A 20,841-nucleotide genomic window follows, 5' to 3' on the forward strand; every position below is an offset into this window, starting at 1 on the left:
ATGCCGTTGGGGAACAAACTGTAAATCTTACCGGCATCATTCATTTCTTACTTGCAATCTGGATATCCAGGTAAGGCAGTTTTAGTAAGCCGCTTTCGTTCTTGAAGAGCCACTCAGCGTTGGTAAGCTTTCGGAACTGCCGATGCATCGTTTACATATATTCAGCCTATAGTTCTTTTTTCATAATACCTCCAGTATTACTATTGGTTTAAAAGGGGATAGACATTATAAACCAGTTACAGTGAGTCAGCATAAAACCGCTTCTCTTCGAAACAGAGGTGAATGATTAATATGCGGAACACATGGATTGCTGCTGCCGTTAGTTATCAATTTTTTTAGTGCTCGCGCTGAATGTACAATATACTTCGATGGCTATGTCAGCAGTTTTGTTTATTGGCTATTAGGCTAACCTGCATATGAAGAGGTGATGACTCAAAAATTGAATTATTGCTTTTAGAAACGGTATTCCACATGAACATTAGTAGAGAAATGGTTCGATTTGCGAAAAATTTGTACAATAGTAAAAATATCTATTTACAAGTCAGTGAAAAATCAAAGATGCTAATGTTAGATCAGCTTGGTTTGCAGATTGGTTGTGCTGATCTGGAATGGTGTCGTTCTGTATATGAATATACACAGAAGTTTTCAATAGGCGGCTCTTCGACTATTGTATATTATGGAAAAAGAACTACGCCCGAATTAGCAGCGTTTTCAAATAGCACATTTGGTCATGGACAAGATTACGATGACACTTGCTTAAAGGTGCAAACCCACCCTAGTGCGGTGGTGTTACCAGTGGCACTCGCTATTGGAGAAGAAGTGAAGGCTAAAGGATATGAAGTGTTTAAAGCATATATTGCTGGACTTGAAATTGTATTGCGTATTGCGCACTCAGTCTCTCCAGGATGCTTACAGAGAGGACATCATACTCCACAGGCTTGTGGTCCTTACGGAGCCGCAGTTACGGCCGGCCTTCTTTTGGAGTTAACAGAAGACCAGTTGGTGAATGCTATGGGTATTGCAGGCAGCTTTTCCGGAGGGCTAATTGAGTATACTCAGTCTGGAGGTAGTGTAAAAAGAATCCACACCGCTATTCCTACAACTGCGGGAATCAGAGCTGCGTATCTAGCGCAAATGGGACTTACAGGTCCGGAAACTGTCTTAGATGGCAAAAAAGGATTTTGTGCAGTGTATAGCGACACATCTGATGTAAGCAGGCTGCTAAGTAAGATAGGTGAAAAGTTCATTATTGATTATGTAGCAACCAAAAAATATAACTGCTGCTATTTCATACACGCGCCGATGGAGGCGACATTAGAACTAGTGAAAAAGCATAGCATTGACTTAGGAGATATTGTTGAAATAGCTGTCGGTACAAGCCATCATGGAGTAGTTCATGTGGGAAAGATCGTAGAACCCCATGACGAATTAGGTGCTCAGTTTAGTGTGCAGTTTAGTACTGCAATGGCCTTATTGAAAGAGATTCCAGGTATTCATTCTTACACACCTGAAATACTGTATGATTTGAACATATTAAATTTGGCTAGAAGATTTCGGATATATGAAGATGTTACTTGTTCGCAAGAATATCCCGAAAACTGGGGTGCAGTTGTCACCATTCGCACAGACAAAAAGATAGAATATACCAAGCGTGTTCGATTCGCCAAAGGCACCCCTGAAAACCCAATGAATCAGGAAGAATTAGTATCGAAGTTCCGTAGAAATGTGAAAGGGATAATTAGTGACAAACGATGTCAGTCATTGATTGACGCCATTCTGAATATAGAGAATCTGGACTGTATCGGCAATCTAACTGAGAAGATGTCAGCTAGCGCAATATAGATATACTTGCAAAGATTTTCGAAAACATATTAAAAATAATTGTGACTATTGGCCGTTTACTCTGATAGGGGCGCTGCTTAAGAGTAAGCGTTCGTCCTGGCACACAGAGCCCCCTTTAGGGCCCGCCGGCATCAGTAACTTTGTGCAAGAGCAGATAGCTGACTTGCCAACTGACATTTGCCTCCTCAATGGTTGATGTTTTCTGGTTCAACCGGATAGTTCTGTCTGATTGTCCTCTGTTGAACATGTCGATAAACTTGACGCGATCACCCACCTGGATATCGTTTCTACTCAACCCCAGTGTTTCGACACGGTGGAACTTGACCTTGCCTCCGCGCAAATTGATTGCACACAGCGATATATCCCATCGGCGGCCGTCTTCCAGGTCCCTAACCGCGACTCTGGCGTGCAGCTTGATCTGCTCAACCCTCACTTCTTTATTTGACGTCAATTATTTTGACCGCTTCGTGTCAATTATCTTGGTCGGTTGATCCCGTTTAGTTGATGTTAGCTGTCGGCGTGCCCCCTCCTTTTCATTGATACCTTCTTATGATAACTCTGGCCTTTTACGTCCAGGATGTTGAGGTAATCTCTCCGTACTTGGCACGCTACTTGTAAAAAGTGGTTGAACTCGTGCCGGCCTCGAACTGCTTGAGAATTGCCATGATTTGACTGTCAGAATACTTCGATTTTAATGCAGAATCTCCTGCACGTAGTTTTACGAGAAAATTCTACTTTTGACTTCAGCTAATTCTTGACAGGATACCACTCAATATTTCTAATGCTCCCGCTAGCTGAGCGAATTGCTGTGCTTATTCAATCGATGTAGCGCTTTGCTATTTCTCTATAGACTTTAATATAGTCTTAGCTCTATCAATAATAGGTTCATCAATCATTTTCCCATCTAGTGAGAAAGCGCCTGAATGATGATCTGCGACATCTTCTTGGGCAGAAACTACTTTTTTTGCCCACTCAATTTCGCTTAATGTTACAGAGAACACGGTATTCACTATTTCAATCTGATCCGGATGAATGCAAAAAGCACCACTAAAACCTAGTGCACGGCCTTTTTCAATGGACTTTCTATAACTGATCTTGTCTTGGTACTCGGAGATAGAGCCGGGAAACCCTATTGCAAACAAGTTTGCAGCTCTAGCTCCTAGAATAATGGTTTGGCATGCTCCCAATAAACTATATTCTGTGGGGGCACATCCAAGATCTGTTGCTAGATCTTCCGGTCCTAACGCTAATGCCACCATCCGTGGAGAAGATAGAGCTATCCGCGCAGAATTAAGAACCCCCTCTGCTGACTCAAGGGTAGCTATTATTTTAATATTGCCGGCTCTTATATTTCTCTCATATTCTAATTCTGTCACTATTTCATCGATGGTTTCTATATGTTTTGAGTCTCTTACCTTTGGTACTAATATTGCGTCTGTAAAATTAGTTATAGCAGTCTCTAAGTCGTGAATAGCATCTCTGATAGACTGATTAATACGGACAATCGTGGGTTTGTTGTGCTTTTTGCAATGTGTCAATGCTTTAACTAACTGCATACGAGCGTTAACTTTTTCAGGGACTGGAACACTATCTTCCAAATCAAGTATTATCGTATCCGAGCCCCTCGAGTAAGCTTTTTTCCAAAAGGACTTTTTGTGTGTAGGTACAAACAAAAATGACCTATAATTGCAAGTCGGAGACATGTCAAACGTCATATAACCCTTCTTCTCGGAATTTTGGCGATATAGCTATATTGATGCAGTTGCCGTCATTGCTAATTCACCATCAACAGACTTTGCCCATAGATCAATCTCACTCCCTATTTTCTTTCCATGTATTGTAAATGGATGAGTATCAAATAGCGGTCTTATTGCACGAAAAGAGAAATCTGTAACATTAATCCCAGGTAAATTTTCTCGCAGCATATCAAGTAAAAAAGTGGCAACCAGAGGACCATGCACAACAGGACTTGGAAACCCCAATTCTTGATTGCAGTATCTATGGTTATAATGTATTTGATGGCTATTGAAAGTAAGCGCTGAGTAGCGAAAAAGTAAAAATGAACTAGGGTAAATTGTTTTTTTCCACTGTGAATCTTTTGGTAATGGGTGTGAGGAGTACGATGAAGAGCCAGAGTTACTGTTTATATAAACAATATCTTGTTCTTCCAACCAGTGACCTCCTCCTTCTCCTTGGATCTCATGTTCTATCGTTACAAATGCTAGGAGAGAGGCGCGACCATTTTTAAATGAAATCTTCTTTACTGTGGATCTTCTTCGGACTTTATCACCGATTACTAATGGTTGATAAAACTTTAACCTGCTACCTGCCCACATACGTCTTGGATAGTTATGCGGTGGAGATATTAACCCTATTTTAGGATGTCCTTCAATACATAGTTCTGACGTTTTACAGATTTGATGAAAAAAAATCCAATGCCAACCATAAGGAAGTGGACTGTTCTTATTGATAGAAAGCCCCTCAATATCGAGTGTCTCCTGTAGCATGCAGACTCTTTCATAAGAAATCATATCGTCCTGTATAGATTCTTTTCCTAGCCAATTATCACGATACTTAACATTTTCTCTATCGAAACTATCAAACTTTTTACTTGCATTAGTCATACGATACTCTGGCCTAATTTTAACATCATTGCTTCACTAGAATAAGATTTATGAATTAAACTCATTACATAAATTCTTGACGCAACTTTTCGGTGTGCTCTCCTAGCTTTGGGACTCGATTGAACCGCCCTGTATCTTGCTCAGTTCTAACGGGAGACGCTATTATTTCCACTTCATCACCACAAGAAGTTTTGACTGGCCAATATCGAATCAATGGATGATTAACTAGGTCCTTAGCGGAATTCACGGAGCCAAAAGCAATGTCTGCTTCAGTCAGTAATTTTTCCATTTCTAATTTGCTATGGCAAGAGAAAGCGGCTTGAATTTCTGTATCAAGTTCTTGGCGGTTTTGGACACGTAGGTAATTACTTGAAAACTTGGTATCACTAGCTAGCTTTGCTTTACTTAGCACTATACCACAAAAACGTTTCCACTCCCTTTCATTTTGCACCGAAATGACGATAGTTTCCTCATCAGCAGTTTTAAATCCTCCGTAGGGTGCTATAGATGGATGCATGAGCCCCATGTTGGTAGGCCATCCCCCATGTGCATATTTTTCATGTAGAATAGGTACGTTCATCCAGTCTGCCACACTATCAAATAGTGATACTTTTACAGAGCTCCCCTGACCTGTTTGAGAGCGAAGTTGAAGAGCTTGTTGGATTCCAATAAGTGCATTGAGTCCCGCTGCTATATCACATATCGACACCCCGATTCTGGCCGGATTACAGGGAAAGCTGCTAGTCGATATAAGCCCGCTTTCCGATTGCACCAATAAATCATAAGCCTTTCTTCCTTCATAAGGGCTACCTTCTCCGTACCCGGTTATATCGCAAGTAACTAATTGTGGAAATCGCTCTCTAAGTGCTGTAGAGCATAAACCTGCTCGTTTCGCCGCTCCTGGCGCTAGGTTTTGTATGAAAACATCCGCTTTCTGTAGCATATTATTTAGTAGTGTAGTATCGGATTTTATATCCAAAACCACTGACTCTTTGCCGCGATTGGTCCACACGAAATAGGATGAGTCACCCTTGGCAGCCTTATCATAGCCTCTGGCAAAATCACCAGAACTTCTCTCTATCTTTATAACTCGAGCTCCTGCATCAGCTAGACGACAGGAACACAATGGTGCGGCTAAGGCCTGCTCAATAGACACGACAAGTAAACCGTCGTATGGCTTTCGAACTACTTTTGATGAATTCAATGGATACCTCTGCTGACTTTGCTATTTGTATTGCATCTGCCGTGTCGTAATGCAGGTGGCAACGATTGCGCAGGAAAGTAAACTTTTAACTTTCAGAGTAATTAAGCTAATCCGATCAGGTTCCTATATACATACCTCTTACAAAGTTCACTTGTTTTTAGCTATACTATGCGTTATTTTAGGTCATATCAAATGATTTGTTTTTATCAATTAAAACAATTTAATTCATTCGAATAATACTATGCGTATCCTTCCTCCATTAGAGACCTTAAGAGTATTTGAGTCTGCCGCATCTCGCCTCAGCTTTAAAATGGCAGCTAAGGAGTTGTGTGTTACACCTTCTGCTGTCAGCCATCAGGTGAGGAAGCTCGAACAGATTTTAAAAACACAACTCTTTCGAAGACACAACCGTAAGATTGAGCTAACCGATGCGGGATCTATCTACCTTGCCAAGTTAAGACTGGCATTGGATGAAATTGAAAAAGCTACCGGTGAAGTTGCTACTTTAGGTAGAGGTAATATCTTGACATTAAGTATGCCGCCAATGCTGATGTTGAGTTGGCTGATGCCTCATGTTTCGAGTTTTTTAGAGCAAAATGAGGAAGTGAATCTACGTTTATTGGATACCTTACGGTATGTAGATTTTGATCAAGAACAAGTTGATGCAGCGATATGGTATGGTTATGGAGACTGGGAAAACCTCAATATAGAGTTTCTGTTTTATGAGGATATGTGTCCTATTTGTAGTCCTCAGTTAGTTAGCAAGGAAGGAGCGCTAAGTGGTCCGGATGACTTGGCGCGTTTTCGCCTCATTCATACTGAAAGGCGCTTGAGTCAATGGAGTACTTATCTGTCAGCAGCTGGATACGAATGTGTGGATACGCAGGGTGGATTAAGATTTTTAAATTCTATCCATTCTTTTAATGCTGCCATTAATGGTCTAGGAGTCGCTTTGGGAAATAGGCAAAGCGTACTGAGTTATGTACAAAAAGGAGAGTTGGTTATACCTTTTGAGCTTTCGGTGAAATTACCACAAAGGCCGGGCTATTATTTTGTTTGTCCCCCTGATAATTTGAAAATTAAGAAGGTGCAAATTGTTAGAACCTGGATTAAGCAGCTTACAAACTCTACATGTTATAAGACACAATAACTTGCTCTTCGCTAGGGCCTGTCTATACTAATCAATGCATCGACAATCAAAGAAAAGTTGATGAAAAACGTAAAAATGACATCGAGTTTATCAAAACGACTGAAGATACTTCGGAAGCCTTTTAGCCGCCGAAATAAACGCTCTACTTCATTTCTTTTCTTGTACATCTCGCTATCATATTCCCAGGATGTTATTCGATTGATCTTTGACGGAACAGCGGGAATCATGCCGATATTCAGTACAGGTTGTCGGGTATCATCACCCTCATGGGCTTATCCATGAGCACATTAACGCCTTCCCAACCGCTATTTTCCGGCGTTTTCAGTAGCTTACGACCCTCCGGTGCATCGCCTGACTGCCGCCGGCGATAAAGCAAATGTCACGGCGGTGCTATCATCGGCGGCTACCCGTTCTTTGGCCCAGCGATTAGCCCTCATGTAAATGCTATACCACTTGCCGAAGTGCTCTAGGAGGCCGCGTCACTTACAGTCGTGCTCGGCTATGTACAGAATGGCGTTAATGACCTGTATATTGGGTATTTTTGCATTACCACGCTGCACAGGCAGTAGGTGATCAATGACTCTGAACTGCGCTTTTGTAGTTTCCATAAGCGGCAGTTTTACCAAAATTAGTGTAGACAGGCCCCAGCACTCCAATCTTTTAGTTGACCCAATGTAACACCAACACCTCCGCAAACAATGACTAAAACCGATTTCTTATCTTTTAAAAAATCACACTTATCATAAACAGCTGATAAACTTGCACCACACGCAGGTTCAACCATTATACGATGATCATCTAAAAAACTATTACATGCTCTGATTGCATCAGTATCATCCACTAAGTGGCTATAAATATTGTGCTCACTCAGTAGCTGATAGGCTCTATTCGCAATTTTCTTTGCTCCAAGTGAAGTAGCAATACTGCTTATGCTTTCAACGCCAATATGCTTGCCTGCCTTAAATGCGGTATGTAAAGACTTAGCGCCGACAGTTTCGATAGCAAGAACCGGAATATCCTCCCATTTGTTTCTCCGCAATCCCTCCACAACTCCACACAATAACCCTCCTCCTCCGACGGACAACACTACAACGTCTGGTTTAACGCCTGCCTCATACACTTCATCAATGACGGACGCATGTCCTTCCCAAATATGTTTATCGTCAAACGGGTGAAGGTAAGCATTCTTTTTGTCAGATAAATCCAGCGCAAAGACGTGAGCTTCGTTCCAACTATCGCCAACTACTCTCACTTTTGCATTTTCATTTTCAATTAAGTCTATCGCTCTTTGATTGGTAGTTCTAGGTACTACCACTGTAACTGGAACACCGAGCCGGCGGCCGGAGTAAGCTACTGCCAGTCCTGCGTTTCCACCAGAAGAAGAAATAAACGCTTTTGCTCCGTTTTCTAGGTAAATTTGACAGGCATGACCAATTCCCCTGATCTTGAAGGAACCTGTTGGCTGTAGGGCTTCCATTTTCAACCAGACCTCACTGGAATCACTCTTGTTTAATAATAAAGATTCTATTAGAGGAGTTTCAATATGCAGCTTATTCATTATTTTTTCCTTTATATACTCAGCAATTCAAGTCCAGTAGATTATTAAAGAGTAAGCGCCAATTATTCAGCGTATCCACTTAACAGGAGTGTACTATTGATTTTTCATCATATTCCATGACAATAAAGCCTCCAGATCCTCAACCGTTTCCGCATAAGGTAGCTTTTTCAAGACTTCCTTCAGATAGTGGTAGGGTTCAAGCCCATTAACCTTGGCTGATTCAATCAAGCTGTAGTGGATCGCGCTGGCTTTGGCACCATTCGGCGTGTCTGCAAAGAGCCACCCCTTTCTTCCGATAACAAAGGGACGGATGGCGTTTTCCGCTGCTGCGTTGCTGATGTTCAGCCGGCCGTCGTCGCAATAGCGAATGAGCTTGGGCCACTGATTTACTCCGTATTGGATGGCAATATGCGTTTTACTGTCTTTGGGGACTTTGCCGATATTTTTGTCCAGCCACTGTTTAATATCGTGCAGCACTGGCTTGCTTCGCGCTTGGCGCTGGCGGTATTTCTCTTCAATGGCCAAGTGTTTTATCTCTCGTTCAATGACGTAGAGCTTATTGATTTTCCCAAGGGCCACATCGTATTTGGCGACTTTATTTTTGCTGCCTGAGCCGGCCGCTTTTTTGGCATCGGTAAATTTTCGACGCAGATGATCAAAGCAGCCGAGCTGTACCCTATTTTCACGTTCGCACACCGCATCATAGCCCGCATAGCCATCGCACTGCAGATAACCTTCGAAGCCTTCGAGCAGGCGTAGCGGCACCTCCTTCCCACGGGAGGGGTTATAGTCAAACAAAATCGATGGCCGATCCGGAGGGCCTCCGCGTGTCACCCACATCCATTTATCGGAAGTCGGTGAGCGATCCGGTTCTTTCAAGACTTTGATGCGGGTTTCGTCAATGTTGAGGTAGTCGTAGGTGAGCTGTTGCTCCCGCATCAGATTAATCAGCGGTTGCAGCTGTAGTGCCAGCTTGATGACCCAGTTGGCCATGCTTGTGCGGGAGATTTCCCCGCCGTAGCGTTGGAGGATTTTCTCCAGCCGATACAGGGGTAAACCGTCGGCGTACTTAGACACAACCACAAATGCCAGCAGGCCAATGCTTGCTACGATTTTCGGCAGCGGGTGTTTGGGGAGCGCGGCGGCCTTGACCTGACGAGAACCTTGCTCGACAAAAACAGCTTTTTCTTGAAGGTACTCAATCACGCGAGCCTTGGCCGGCTCAATATCCAGCTCTTCTTTTACCAGCGTGAAGAAGGTATCAATAGCGCCCGCCTTTTCTTCCTCGCTCAGATTGATATGCACTTGATCGCGAGGCAGGTTCTTGGACAGGCCTTTGCGGCCTTTTTTGCCGCTGCTGTCTGCAACAGGGGCAGGTGCTGCCTCACTGTCTGGTGAGTCATCACAGCACAGCTCAACCTCATCAAACAGCTCACCTTGCGGATTGCTCTTTTCACTACTGCGACCATAGAGCCTGGCGCGCTCCAGACGAAGGTATTCTTCCAGCAGTTCGATGCGCTTTTTCTGCGCTTCGATGACTTCTGATTTTTTGTCGATGACCGCGGATTTATCTTCAAGCAGCAACGACTGGCGACGGATCTCTTGATCCTTTTCCGCCAATAACATCACCGCTTCTTCAACGGTGACTTCGTGTGCTGCCTGTCGTTTATTCATGCGGGTGATTATACCCGATGTTGTCAGGATGACTATCAAAATAGAGATTCATAGTGCAAGGGTTTATGGGGCTTCATCTGCGAGATATCGTAGCCGTCCAACAGCCAATTGAGCTGCTGCCCGGTGAGCGTTATTAGCTCGTCATGTTGCTTGGGCCATTTAAATTTTTCTTCGGCCAAGCTCTTGTAGTAGAGCACAAAGCCGTTGGTTTCCCAAAACAGGCATTTGAGCTTGGTGTGCCGCCGGTTGATAAACACATACAGCCGGCCGTCAAAGGGGTTGTGGCCTATTTCCAACTCGACGATAGCGCCAAGGCCGCGATAGCTTTTACGAAAATCCACCGGCTTACGGTAGAGAAACACCTGCGGCAATGATTCCGGTGGCCGCATAACACGGCTCATTTCAGCACCTTCATCAGTTGCTGAACAATGTGGTGATTGTGCTCGTCGATGCCGCTTAGGCTGATACCGTTTGGCAGCGTTATACTCAGTCCTGGATTTGATACCGGTGAAGCCAGGCTGACAGGCACAAAGACCGATGATGGCTTCGTGGGTTGACGTTTAGGGCCCTCGAGCTTGCGCTTCCAGTACCAAAATTGATGGTTTTTCAGGCCGTGCTGTTGGCAATACGCCTGTTGACTGAGCCCGGATTCCCGTTGTGATTGAAGGTGTTTTTGCCAGACATCAGATTTGGATATTTGGGTTTGATTCATGATTGCCTCCGTTAGTTGAGGCCGCTATTATCTAACCCTGAATTATATTCGGTAGTACGTGGAAAAATTGGCGCTTACATTAAAGAACTCAGACGAGCAATACTATACAACAACAATCGTCAAAATATTGAACTCAGGAAAATAAACTCTACGAGGTTTAATGAGGCGTCTATCTGAATTAGCCCACTTTAATACATGTAGACCAATCGATTGTGTCTTAGCATCTGTGGATTAAGAAGCGTTGATATAGCTTAAAGGAAATTCCAGTTCTTGACTATAAACACCATAAGTTAAAAATATGTGGTAAGGACATCTTTTCAGCATTGTAATCAAATTTTATCCCAGAATCATGCTTTAGCAATAGTGGGCCATCTAAATCGGCAATATCACCTAGTTGTGCTAATACAAAAGAAGGGGCCATGGTTAAAGACGTACCCCCCATTCCACCAACCATCACTTCGACTCCCCTTTTTTTGGCTAGCTCGGCCAGCAGCAATGCTTCTGTCAGTCCACCTGTCTTATCTAACTTTATATTTATACCTTGGTACCGCTTTTCTGCATCGGCAAATTCGCCTCGATGCTGACAAGACTCGTCTGCGTATATTGGTATGGGTGAGTTGTAGCCTTCTAGCTCGCTGTCAGCATTACGTGGCAAAGGTTGCTCAATCATTTCCACTCGCAATTCGACCAATGCTGGCATCACTTCAATTAACTGAGAAAATGTCCAACCTTGATTGGCATCAATAATTAAGCGAGCATCGGGGCGGGCTCTGCGGATGGCTTTCAGTCGCTCAACAGGCTGCTTTCCATCAAGCTTTATCTTTAAGATAGGGTACGCTGACGCATCGGTAGCAGACAATGCCATTAACTCCGGGGTTTCTTCAATACCAATAGTAAAGGCGGTATCTACGCTGGTGGGTTCAATATTGGTGAGTTCCCATATTGTCTGTCCGGCTAGTTTTGCCTCCATGTCCCACAGAGCGCAGTCAATAGCATTTCGCGCGCCACCAGGTGGCATCAAATCAAGTAGTTGAGTTCGGCTGACGCCCCCTTCAATCAAGTGAGCTGCTTGCTCGATTTGCCTGATTAAACTTTCCTTGTTCTCCCCTAGATAGCGGACGCCTCTAGCTTCGCCTCGAGCCTGAATATTGTCAGTAGAGAGTTCTACAACAACGATATCCCAACTGTCATAAGAATGCCCCGTTATCCTGAATGGCTTTTTTAGTTGCCAATTTTCAATATGTAAACTTAAGTTGATTTTTTTTGACATTAATTATTCCACTCATAAGATAGTTTCGTTAACAACACTGTATTTTTTTTTCCTTTTATCGGGTATTATTCACAACCGATACTTTGCGTAGTGATTTTTGGGATGTTCTGGTTACTCCGTTTTAATGCTAGTGCGACTTATGTCGGCAAATATCCTGCATTTTTACAGTAAGACTTTTTTAGGTCGAGCGGGGTAGTTTTTATAGAGTCTCATTATTTGTTTAAATGAATCTCCTGAAAGCTGTTTTGGCAAGGTGGTCCGTCAGTTGCCCAAAGAACCCTGTCTTCTAGGTCCATTATGATAGAGGTGACGGTTAAAGTTCTTTCCTGCTCCTCTAATTGCATATTCTCATGACGGCATATTGAGTAGGGCGAGTTATCGTGGTCGCGTAAGTATGTTTTAAGCTTCTCATGAGTAACTATGCCACCTTCGTTGATTAGCGTTTCCAGTCTAACTGCTCGTCTCTCGGAGCGAGGCGTATTAGGTGACTCTGATATAACAATGCCTGAACTCTCTGGATCACGGAAGTTATTAGCATGGGTTATACAGTTATTGTTGCAAGTCAAGCGCACCACGATATCCGGTGCTGCCTCGAGATTTACAACGTGATCAGGTGACGCGGCTACTAAAAAATTACTGCTACATGACCGTGGTTCATTTGTAATAATACTAACGGCGGAATCGAAATCAATCGATCTAAGTATATTAAAACATCGATAGTGTAGTGGCAGCTTGAAGCGAGTCCAATCATCGTGAACGCTTGTCATACCGTTTATGCCGAGCCCAATGCCGGCAGAATTTAAACCTATCTTACCACCCAAGACACCAGCTTCTGTAAAGGAAAGAATCTCTAGACCACTGTTCTCCTGAATACGAGTTATTGCACCTTTAACTTGAGGTATCCAATCCCAATTTTGTCCTATGGTTAAGTGCCCATTTTGCATGCCGTTAGGTAAAACCGCAAACAATGTGCAGCCATCGGGCTGCGCTTCCATTTCGATAGCCCCTCTTACCCCAAACTGGAAGTAAAAAAGTTCGTAGCGCAAGTTTAGTACACTGATATAATCAAGGGGCTGCCTCGCACCTTCAGATAATCCACGTAAACCCTCCTCGTATTCAGGGCTTTTTCCTTTGATTGCCGTAAGATAACGTCGGCAATGATCAAGCAATTCATCTTTAGAAAGTCCAAATTGCCTGAAAAAACGGGAGAGGTATATCTCTATGTTATGAGCTATTTGGTCTTGCAACAGTGTCCCGTGCTGGAACCCTTGCTCATAGTTATCTCCATTGAGATCAATTACAGGTAAACTCACTATTTCTCCTAAGCATACTGACTGACATTGGCTCACTTGTAGTTGTTGGTTTTTCTTGCATCAAATTAAGCTTTTATCAACGTAAAATTCGCGATGACTGTAGTCGTGATAGTTAATGGGTAGTGTGCTCTGTGAGCCTTATTCCATAAAGTTTATCAAATGAACAACACTAATAGCCTCTATAATACTTTTAATTTTGTTATAAACCGCTCTGTATTTTAGTAATCACGGTAGATACCATATCCACCTCTCTTAAGTTGTGATAACGCTCATAGCGTTATCACAGGAATACTTAAGTGTGAAGGATTAGATACCGTATGAAATACAGTTTGTTTGGCAACCCTTACGTCAGTATCCGTAGCAACATTATTGCCAGTATTGGTATTTGGGTCGCATTTTGGAAAAGCTGCACTGAAGATACTTAGACGAAGACAGTTACCTGCTGCAACTTGGTGCCCGGCAAAACCTAGTGAAATATTTAGCCTCTCAACTTCATTTGGCCTTAACGGTATCTCCCGGTCAAGCCCATGTCGATATCTGGCCCTTATTGCTGAAACTGAGTGATGAAAAGCAACCGACTTTCCGTTAGGGAAAATTTCGGTCAATGTTGCAAACCAATCTGTATCAGGTGCATCACTGGCAGCATACAGTACCAACTTTATATGCCCAAGTATCGTTAGAGGTTCTGTTAGTGGCGCGCTGGTGTATGTAACTACATCAGATCGCACTTCTATACTTCGACGATCCCGCATAGCCTCGGATTCACTGGGTGTGGGCACGTCAGGATCATATATGTAAATGTCCGACGGTGCTAAGCGAGAATGTTTTTCTGGAGGGGTCAAAGTCAGAAACCCTGTATCTGGTAAAGAGTTGGCGTTCCCTTCGCTTTGGAGATACATATTATGTACTTTAACATTTGGTGGCGGAAAAGTCGGGTAATCTTTCCACACATTGGCGTTAGAGTCAGGTGACCCTGTAATATAGACTCTAACGCGATTAGGTTGAAGATCTTTCAGCTTTTCATTACTAGCTTCGTCTTTGAGATAGTGATCGTAAAAAGCCAAACGTAGTGACACGAGATCAACTTGGCCATTTTCTTGCATTTCACGTTCACCATTGCTTTGGCCGTGAGAATGTGCAGCATAAGTCTGTCCATGGTTCCAGGGCCCAACTAAGAGATAACAATCAGGCCGAGCAGGTTGAAGAGATTCTAGTCTTACAAAGAAATCGATAGGGCCACGAGTCATATCATACCAACCATCCGTAAAGAAGGTGGGGATGCTGAGGTTCGACAGGTCATGATCTGAATAGCTTATCGATTGCCAGTACTCACAGTCAGTTGGATTTGCAATTATTTCCTTCCAAGATTCCAGTTTATCCCCTTCTAACACATTGTCGGCTGCTTCGAGTAGCGGGCGTTTGTACATCGCTGGCCCGAGGGTTGGATGCTGATGTATATTTGCATCGCCATAGATAAAATCAAGGCTAGACATGCTTTCTGCATCGAGAACTTTATTCCACTGTAAAAAGTTTCCACGTAGTGGTACCCCGTTAACAAATGGTGAGCATTCTAGAGAATTGCCGACAAAAGCCGTGGGCATTATACATTTTAATGCTCTGGGCTTTGATTTAGCTGCCAGTAGTTGTGTAGTACCTAAATAGGAAGGTCCCTCCATTCCAACACAACCGTTACACCAATACTGTTTTTCTATCCACTCAATGCAGTCGTAGCCGTCATTTATATCGTCAATATAACGGCGGTAGCGCCCTTCAGATTTTCCCTGTCCTCTTGTTAATTGATATACCACAGCATACCCCTCATCCTGATAGCGACTAATTGGGCGCTTATCATTTCTTGAGGGTAGGCTAAAAGGATAGGGCGACCGCATAAGTATAGCCGGGGCAGGCTCCTGCTTGTTGGCGGGCAAGAAGACCTCCGTGTAGAGGCGTACTTTATCTCGCATCGGAACCATATCGAGAAAACTGGGTTTTGTTGGTGTTAGTTCCGGCTCTGGTGGTGGTGAGAATCGCGCTTTTTGCCATTCTTCAAAACGCTCGCTATAGCTCGCTGCCATGATATCCCTACAGTTATAAAGTTCGAACTGGTTTATACTATCAAATGTCCGTTCTATTTTCTCTAGGTTTAGTAAACTATAGAGCGGCTATATTCCCATAGTTAGTTTCTTCGATTGCGGCCTCGAAGAAATTTGAGATTTCAATTGCAACTCTCTTCGCATGCTTGTTGCTAGTCACTATAGAGGTGTGACAGGCATCTCCCATTACTTTGTGCTTACTATGCGTTGATAATTCGGCCAGTTCTTTTTGCAAGCGTAGCCATGTTTCTGTGTAAGAATTTCGATCAATGCCCTCTGGTAAAATATCGAAGTTCAGTGCAGTGATCACTAAGAGGGGAATATCACCCAAACTCCCATACTCCATAATCTGTTGAGCGGAAGTTGTAAATTGCTCGCTTTCTCTTTGAGATGTTAGGTAGGTTTGTGGCCGCTTAGCTATACTCATTAACTGTTGTTTTGCTTCGTCTGGCAATAAAGACAGTGGGCCAGTGTTTAACTTTTTTTCAGTGTTTTGGAGCTGCTTTTTTTTCGCCCTTGAAGTAAAGCCTAGACTAATAAGGAACTGACTTATGTTTCCCAGACCATTCTTAGACTTGTTGGATCTGAAAAAATCCAGTACATCTTCCTCAAACACTCCAGTATCATACTGTCGAGGGTGAGATGCATCCAGTAATACGATGCCAGAGACATCTCGCGGGTGTTTAGCTGCGTAAGCCTGCAGATATATTCCACCCAGAGAATGTCCCACAAAGATATATGGCCCTTTCAAATCAAGTATCTTCTCCGTTCTTCGCAACAGGTTGTGAAGCTCGTTAGCAATATTATTGGCGTCTTTTCGGATATCGGAGTTTTCACTCCAGCCTATCCCGGCTCTATCATAGCTACACACCGTGAAATTTTTCGACAGATTTTCATGTAGCCTATAATACATAGGCGAGGAGCATCCGCGACCACCCTCGATGATAACTGTAGGCAAGTGCTTTATGTGGTTTTGACGTTTTGCCTTAGAGCAATGAATATGTAGTTTATAGCCACCAACGTCAATCAGGTGTCCGGGAGGGGCTTCATATTTGTGTAGTGGATGCTTGTTGAGTCTAGTCATATGGCTTTTCTATCTGTTTTAAGAAGTACTGGCTGATGCACTTGCCTTGCTGGTCTCTATATTCAAACCTTCTTTTCCTCTGTCGGTATCTTTCACTTTTCTATCCGCTCTCTCAGCCAAAGCGTCTAAACGGCGACGTATAATTGCATGCTTTTTCTCTGTAATGGGAGTTAAGGCTATAAATATTAGAGACACTGCAGCAAAGATTGGCGGCAGCCAAGCTATACCTAACTGTAACCCGAAGATACTTTGCTCCGAATGAGCAGTTGCCGTTGCATCAAAACCGTACCATCCGGCAATTGCCAAAGCCAAAGATGACGCTAAAGCGCTGTTGGTTTTAGTTACTAAAGTTTGAAAAGCAAAGTAAGAGCCGCCTATGCCCCTGCCGAACTTCAGCACGCTGTAGTCGACAATATCAGAAAGCATGGATGGAGATAGGATACCAATACACGTAAACGCTAAGGTATTTAGGACTTTTAGTACAATTAGCTCAGTTAGGCTAGCCTCGCCTGGCGCTAAGGTTCCCGTATAGAAAAAAGTTGTAAGTAGTATTATAACAGCCAATGCCCAGGTAGCTTTTTTCCCTATCCAAGTTGCGGATTTATACCAGAGCGGAGCAGAAATTATTCCCACAAAAAATGCCAATAGAAATATTTTTGCGAATTCTTCTCCCATTTCCAAATAGACGTCCACATATATAAAGATCAGGCCGTACCACATTCCAGCGCCGAAGCCGCTGAAGACATATGCGAGGATGAAAATGACATAGGGTTTGTTTTTCGCCAGGGTCTTCAATATCTCGAGTGGAGGTGTTTTTTCCTTATCCAGGTTTGAGGTATATCCGTCTGGGACTGATTTAACGCAGAGAAAAAGTGCTGGCAATAGTAGTGCACCTGCTGCCAGCACTGAGTAACGGAGAGTCTCTGGAGTTATTTCACTGGTCTCGAAAATAGGTAGTAGAGGCAGGACATAAAAGAGCAGTAAGCCGAGGTACCCGGCCATAGTCCGGACACTGTACACGCGCGTTTTTTCTGTCGAATTCTTGACTACTTCACCGGCCCATACGAGGTGTGGAATCTCCATTATGGTCCACGTTAGATAAAAGGCTAAAAACCAAAACATGAAATAGAAAGTTGTTACGTTTTCGGGGGGCACATAGAGAAAGTAGCTTGAGAAAATAAAGGTAATACCGCCGATGAGTATGTAAGGTTTTCTAGTGCCTTTTTGTGCGCGATAGCGATCCGAATAGTAGCCAATTATTGGGTCTGTGATTGCGTTGAAGAGCTTTGCGACTAGTAGAACAGCTGCAATGGTGGTGAGTGAAAGACCGTGGTATTTAGCGTAGATACCTTGCACTACGGCGATCGGTGCGATCAACCAGAACATAGATAAGTGAGGTAAGGAGTAGGCGATGCTCTGGTAGATACTTAAACTTTTCTCACTATCTTTGCTCTTTTCGTGGCTCTTATCGCCGGAGACTTCGGGCTTTTCCATAAAATACCAACTTAATGTTTACGACCGAGCCAGCTCACATTTGCAAGCTGGCGCAAGTTTAAGCGAATTTAGAAAGCAGTCTAAAAGTGGTATCGAATATCCATACCGACTATTCTAGGCGGTACTCTAAATCCCCAACGATCAAAATTTGTAACGACCTCGTCTTCATTGGTGAGATTCGTCCCATAAACCTCGATATCGAATTGTTTAAGGGAAATTCCTGCGCGCAGAGCTAGTTTTACATAATCGCCGGAGTTTTCACGTCTACCAGCTAAGTCTGTTTTGTAGTCTCCCACATAACCCAGATCTGTTCGCAGGAAGGAGGCATACTCACTGAGTTCAAAATTATATTGGACGCCGAGGTTAGCATTGGTTCTAGGCGTATAAAGTAGTCTCTCGCCTTTTGCTCCAATGGTGTCATCCAGTAACTCAGTGTCCGTATAGGATGCTGAGAGATTAAGCAAAAGGTCTTGGCTGGCGAAATAGGTGGTTTCGAACTCCAAACCTTGTGAACGAGCCTCACCACCATTAACTTCAACTGATGTGCCTCGTCCACAAAGTTCTGTAGTACTTCTTATTCGAATAGGTAGGTCTTGCCAGTCTATCCTATAGATGGTTGCATTAATGTTTACTCGGCTATCCAATAACGTTAATTTTGTCCCGAGTTCGAAATTTTTTGTATTGTCGGCCATTATGGCGCCGGGATCGAGAGGTGTATCCGTATTGTCCAGTAAACCATCGCCGTTCACATCACAAATGTTAGCTGATGGAATTGTTTGACCTTTCCCTAAACGAAAGCCCTCTGAGTACTGAGCGTAGATCAGGCTATCTTCATTAGGGGTAAATGCGAGGCTGGCTTTGTAAATGGTGTCCTGTTCACCGGCATCGACGTCAAAAGGAGATGAAGCTAGTCCACCAGAGCTTGTTTCGACGTCGCGTCTATCATAGTCAAACCATCTTCCTCCGAGAGTTAGTTGCCATTGTTCGCTGAGATTATAGTAAACTTCGCCGAACACAGCCTGCTGTTCAAAATCCCTGGAACCTATTACTGTCTGGACATTATCTGGTTCCCCTAGAAAGCCCGGTATAAGTGCGGGATCACTCGTCCATCTTAGTCTGGCATCACGATCGTACTGGAAGTCTTCATAAAATAAGCCGCCGACAAATTGTAGATCTCCTGAGAATTGAGAGGCGAGCCTGATTTCTTGGACAAACCAATCTGACTCATCTTCAATTGTTCCAAATAGAGGCCATGGTGTTGATAGGTCTCTTGAGCGGTTGTGGCCTCTATTTGCCTCTTCTTCTGATTTAGAGGATGAGGATGTTAAGCTAGCCCATCCTAGATCATATTTAACTGTTAGATTGATATATGATTGTTTGTCTTCCGTGAAGTTAGATGGGCCAACCAGGCGAGTGGCGACATAGCCATCTAGCCTAGGGTTTATTGTACCTACTCTGTCGTCTTCATCTACTTTCTGTGTTCCCGCTATGAAGGTCATCTCGAGTTTATCGGATGGCTGCCACAGAAGGCTGGCGCGACCGCCTGTATAAGTAGAGTCACCCAAGTTTTTACCCCGAGTATCAACCGGGGCTCCGAATCTTGCAGAGGCATCCTCGACAGTTTGATCCGTGACCATGTCGACATAGCCGGCATTTTCAAAGTGATATCCAACTAACCTTAGTGCGAGTTCATTTTCAATTAATGGCAGATTAAAAGCGGCCTCGGTTCTGTAGTTGCTGTCACCCGAACCGTCAGTTCGAGACAAACCCGCCTTTAGATTTCCCTCGATTTTTTCCAGGCTTGGCGCAACAGGTATATTGCGCACTGCACCGCTCAATGCCCCACTTCCGTAAAGAGTACCTTGTGGGCCTCGTAAAACTTCAACGCGCTCTATATCAACCAGTTTTATATCCGAGCCCACCTGGCTTGTTGGGTTTCCAAGAGGAATTTCTCCGAGATAGATACTGGAGGTTGGTTGTTGCGCGAAGGAAGTGGCTAGGCCCCTTATAACTAAGATGTTGGAGCCTGCACCAAGGTCGAGCAAGCTTACCCCAGGTACCGTAGGTAGATAGTCCTGCATCCCGACCAAGCTTTTATTTTCAATATCCTCTTTGGTCAGGACGCTGATACTTGAGTCGAGAGACTGTAGATCTTGTGCTCCGCGTTTACTAGCTGTTACTGTAATCTCCTCGAGCACTTTGGACTTTTCTACAAAAGAGGACTTAATTTCAGTAGGTGACGTACTCGTTTGATTGCTATTTATTAACGGCTTTTTTTTAATGGGATTAGCTTGAACTAGGAAAACATTTTCCTTGGTTCTATTAGCTTCCAGCCCAGTCCCCTCTAAAATCTTTTCCAACGCCTCCTCTTCGGTATATTCCCCCGTAAGACCAGCAGTCTTCTTGTTACTAACCACCGCAGCAGCAAACAAAATCTCACTATCACTCTGAACAGCAAACGCTTTCAAAGCCTCCCCGACTTTATCCGTCTGAATATCAAAATACTGCCGTTCGCCTTCAGCCCAGGCTCCACTGGAAGCCGCGCTAACAGCCAAGGCCAACGCCGCAATTTTCATCGGATTTCCACTGCTACGAGTTTTCATTGTTTTTCCCGCCCTCTATATCACGTGGGTGCTTCACTAAAACAGTTTTTAACGGCACCCTTAATTTCTAATTGTAGCAGCGATGGATTCAATCGGTCAACGCAACATACCCTATAATCCAACAATCATAGAGGTATGAGTATATGAAACACCCTAATCCGATGACTGAGCCTAAAAAAGCTGTCATATGGGAAATGTGGCGAAGAGGGGACTCAATGGC

16 protein-coding genes and 1 pseudogene are annotated in these 20,841 nt (G+C 43.7%); 2 read left to right on the forward strand and 15 right to left on the reverse strand.

Going from position 1 to position 20,841, the window contains the following annotated elements; genetic code table 11:
* Window positions 1-471 precede the first annotated feature (471 nt).
* A complete protein-coding gene (locus FKG94_RS24565) occupies window positions 472-1,842 on the forward strand; it encodes an MmgE/PrpD family protein (RefSeq protein WP_142929604.1) in 1,371 nt (456 codons plus the stop codon).
* A gap of 115 nt (window positions 1,843-1,957) precedes the next feature.
* On the opposite strand, the gene FKG94_RS24570 is transcribed toward FKG94_RS24565, so the two are convergent.
* From FKG94_RS24570 to FKG94_RS24585, 4 genes are all read right to left on the reverse strand, one after another.
* Entirely contained in the window at window positions 1,958-2,293 is a 336-nt protein-coding gene (locus FKG94_RS24570) for a hypothetical protein (RefSeq protein WP_142929605.1), read from the reverse strand.
* 385 nt (window positions 2,294-2,678) lie between these two features.
* A complete protein-coding gene (locus FKG94_RS24575; RefSeq protein WP_142929606.1) occupies window positions 2,679-3,557 on the reverse strand; it encodes an HpcH/HpaI aldolase/citrate lyase family protein in 879 nt (292 codons plus the stop codon).
* Window positions 3,558-3,590: 33 nt separating this feature from the next.
* Complete coding sequence (locus FKG94_RS24580) at window positions 3,591-4,466, reverse strand: HTD2 family dehydratase (RefSeq protein WP_142929607.1); 876 nt, start codon at window positions 4,464-4,466, stop codon at window positions 3,591-3,593.
* Window positions 4,467-4,530: 64 nt separating this feature from the next.
* Window positions 4,531-5,670 (reverse strand): CaiB/BaiF CoA transferase family protein, encoded by a 1,140-nt coding sequence (locus FKG94_RS24585; protein ID WP_142929608.1) that lies wholly within the window; start codon window positions 5,668-5,670, stop codon window positions 4,531-4,533.
* A gap of 241 nt (window positions 5,671-5,911) precedes the next feature.
* On the opposite strand from FKG94_RS24585, the gene gcvA reads away from it, so the two are divergent.
* Window positions 5,912-6,820 carry a transcriptional regulator GcvA gene (gcvA, locus tag FKG94_RS24590; RefSeq protein WP_142929609.1) on the forward strand — a complete coding sequence of 303 codons (909 nt, stop codon included), beginning with the start codon at window positions 5,912-5,914 and terminating at the stop codon, window positions 6,818-6,820.
* 11 nt (window positions 6,821-6,831) lie between these two features.
* Here the strand turns inward: gcvA and FKG94_RS24595 are convergent.
* The 11 genes and pseudogenes from FKG94_RS24595 to FKG94_RS24645 all read right to left on the reverse strand — a co-directional run bounded on the left by FKG94_RS24595 (window position 6,832) and on the right by FKG94_RS24645 (window position 20,621).
* Window positions 6,832-7,428: pseudogene (locus FKG94_RS24595) on the reverse strand (transposase).
* A 20-nt stretch (window positions 7,429-7,448) separates the two neighbouring features.
* Window positions 7,449-8,378 (reverse strand): pyridoxal-phosphate dependent enzyme, encoded by a 930-nt coding sequence (locus FKG94_RS24600; protein ID WP_142929610.1) that lies wholly within the window; start codon window positions 8,376-8,378, stop codon window positions 7,449-7,451.
* A 93-nt stretch (window positions 8,379-8,471) separates the two neighbouring features.
* The gene (gene tnpC, locus FKG94_RS24605; RefSeq protein WP_218943635.1) at window positions 8,472-10,052 is read right to left on the reverse strand and encodes an IS66 family transposase; all 1,581 of its coding nucleotides are present in this window, start codon (window positions 10,050-10,052) and stop codon (window positions 8,472-8,474) included.
* Between the two features lie 35 nt (window positions 10,053-10,087).
* On the reverse strand, window positions 10,088-10,453 hold the full coding sequence (tnpB, locus tag FKG94_RS24610) for an IS66 family insertion sequence element accessory protein TnpB (RefSeq protein ID WP_142929611.1): 366 nt from the start codon (window positions 10,451-10,453) through the stop codon (window positions 10,088-10,090).
* Window positions 10,450-10,764: an IS66 family insertion sequence element accessory protein TnpA gene (gene tnpA / locus FKG94_RS24615; protein WP_142929612.1), complete on the reverse strand. Its 315-nt coding sequence runs from the start codon at window positions 10,762-10,764 to the stop codon at window positions 10,450-10,452. The genes tnpB and tnpA overlap by 4 nt, the downstream gene beginning before the upstream one ends.
* Before the next feature lie 274 nt (window positions 10,765-11,038).
* Window positions 11,039-12,034, reverse strand: a complete 996-nt coding sequence (locus FKG94_RS24620; protein WP_142929613.1) for a dipeptide epimerase — start codon at window positions 12,032-12,034, stop codon at window positions 11,039-11,041.
* 212 nt (window positions 12,035-12,246) lie between these two features.
* Window positions 12,247-13,347 carry a C45 family autoproteolytic acyltransferase/hydrolase gene (locus FKG94_RS24625; protein WP_142929614.1) on the reverse strand — a complete coding sequence of 367 codons (1,101 nt, stop codon included), beginning with the start codon at window positions 13,345-13,347 and terminating at the stop codon, window positions 12,247-12,249.
* 269 nt (window positions 13,348-13,616) lie between these two features.
* Window positions 13,617-15,422 (reverse strand): CocE/NonD family hydrolase, encoded by a 1,806-nt coding sequence (locus FKG94_RS24630; RefSeq protein WP_142929615.1) that lies wholly within the window; start codon window positions 15,420-15,422, stop codon window positions 13,617-13,619.
* A gap of 76 nt (window positions 15,423-15,498) precedes the next feature.
* On the reverse strand, window positions 15,499-16,524 hold the full coding sequence (locus tag FKG94_RS24635; RefSeq protein ID WP_142929616.1) for an alpha/beta fold hydrolase: 1,026 nt from the start codon (window positions 16,522-16,524) through the stop codon (window positions 15,499-15,501).
* Between the two features lie 18 nt (window positions 16,525-16,542).
* Window positions 16,543-18,018 carry an MFS transporter gene (locus FKG94_RS24640; RefSeq protein ID WP_142929617.1) on the reverse strand — a complete coding sequence of 492 codons (1,476 nt, stop codon included), beginning with the start codon at window positions 18,016-18,018 and terminating at the stop codon, window positions 16,543-16,545.
* 80 nt (window positions 18,019-18,098) lie between these two features.
* Complete coding sequence (locus tag FKG94_RS24645) at window positions 18,099-20,621, reverse strand: TonB-dependent receptor (protein ID WP_142929618.1); 2,523 nt, start codon at window positions 20,619-20,621, stop codon at window positions 18,099-18,101.
* Window positions 20,622-20,841: the final 220 nt, after the last annotated feature.

Source organism: Exilibacterium tricleocarpae, from assembly GCF_007004655.1.
GTDB lineage: Bacteria > Pseudomonadota > Gammaproteobacteria > Pseudomonadales > Cellvibrionaceae > Exilibacterium > Exilibacterium tricleocarpae.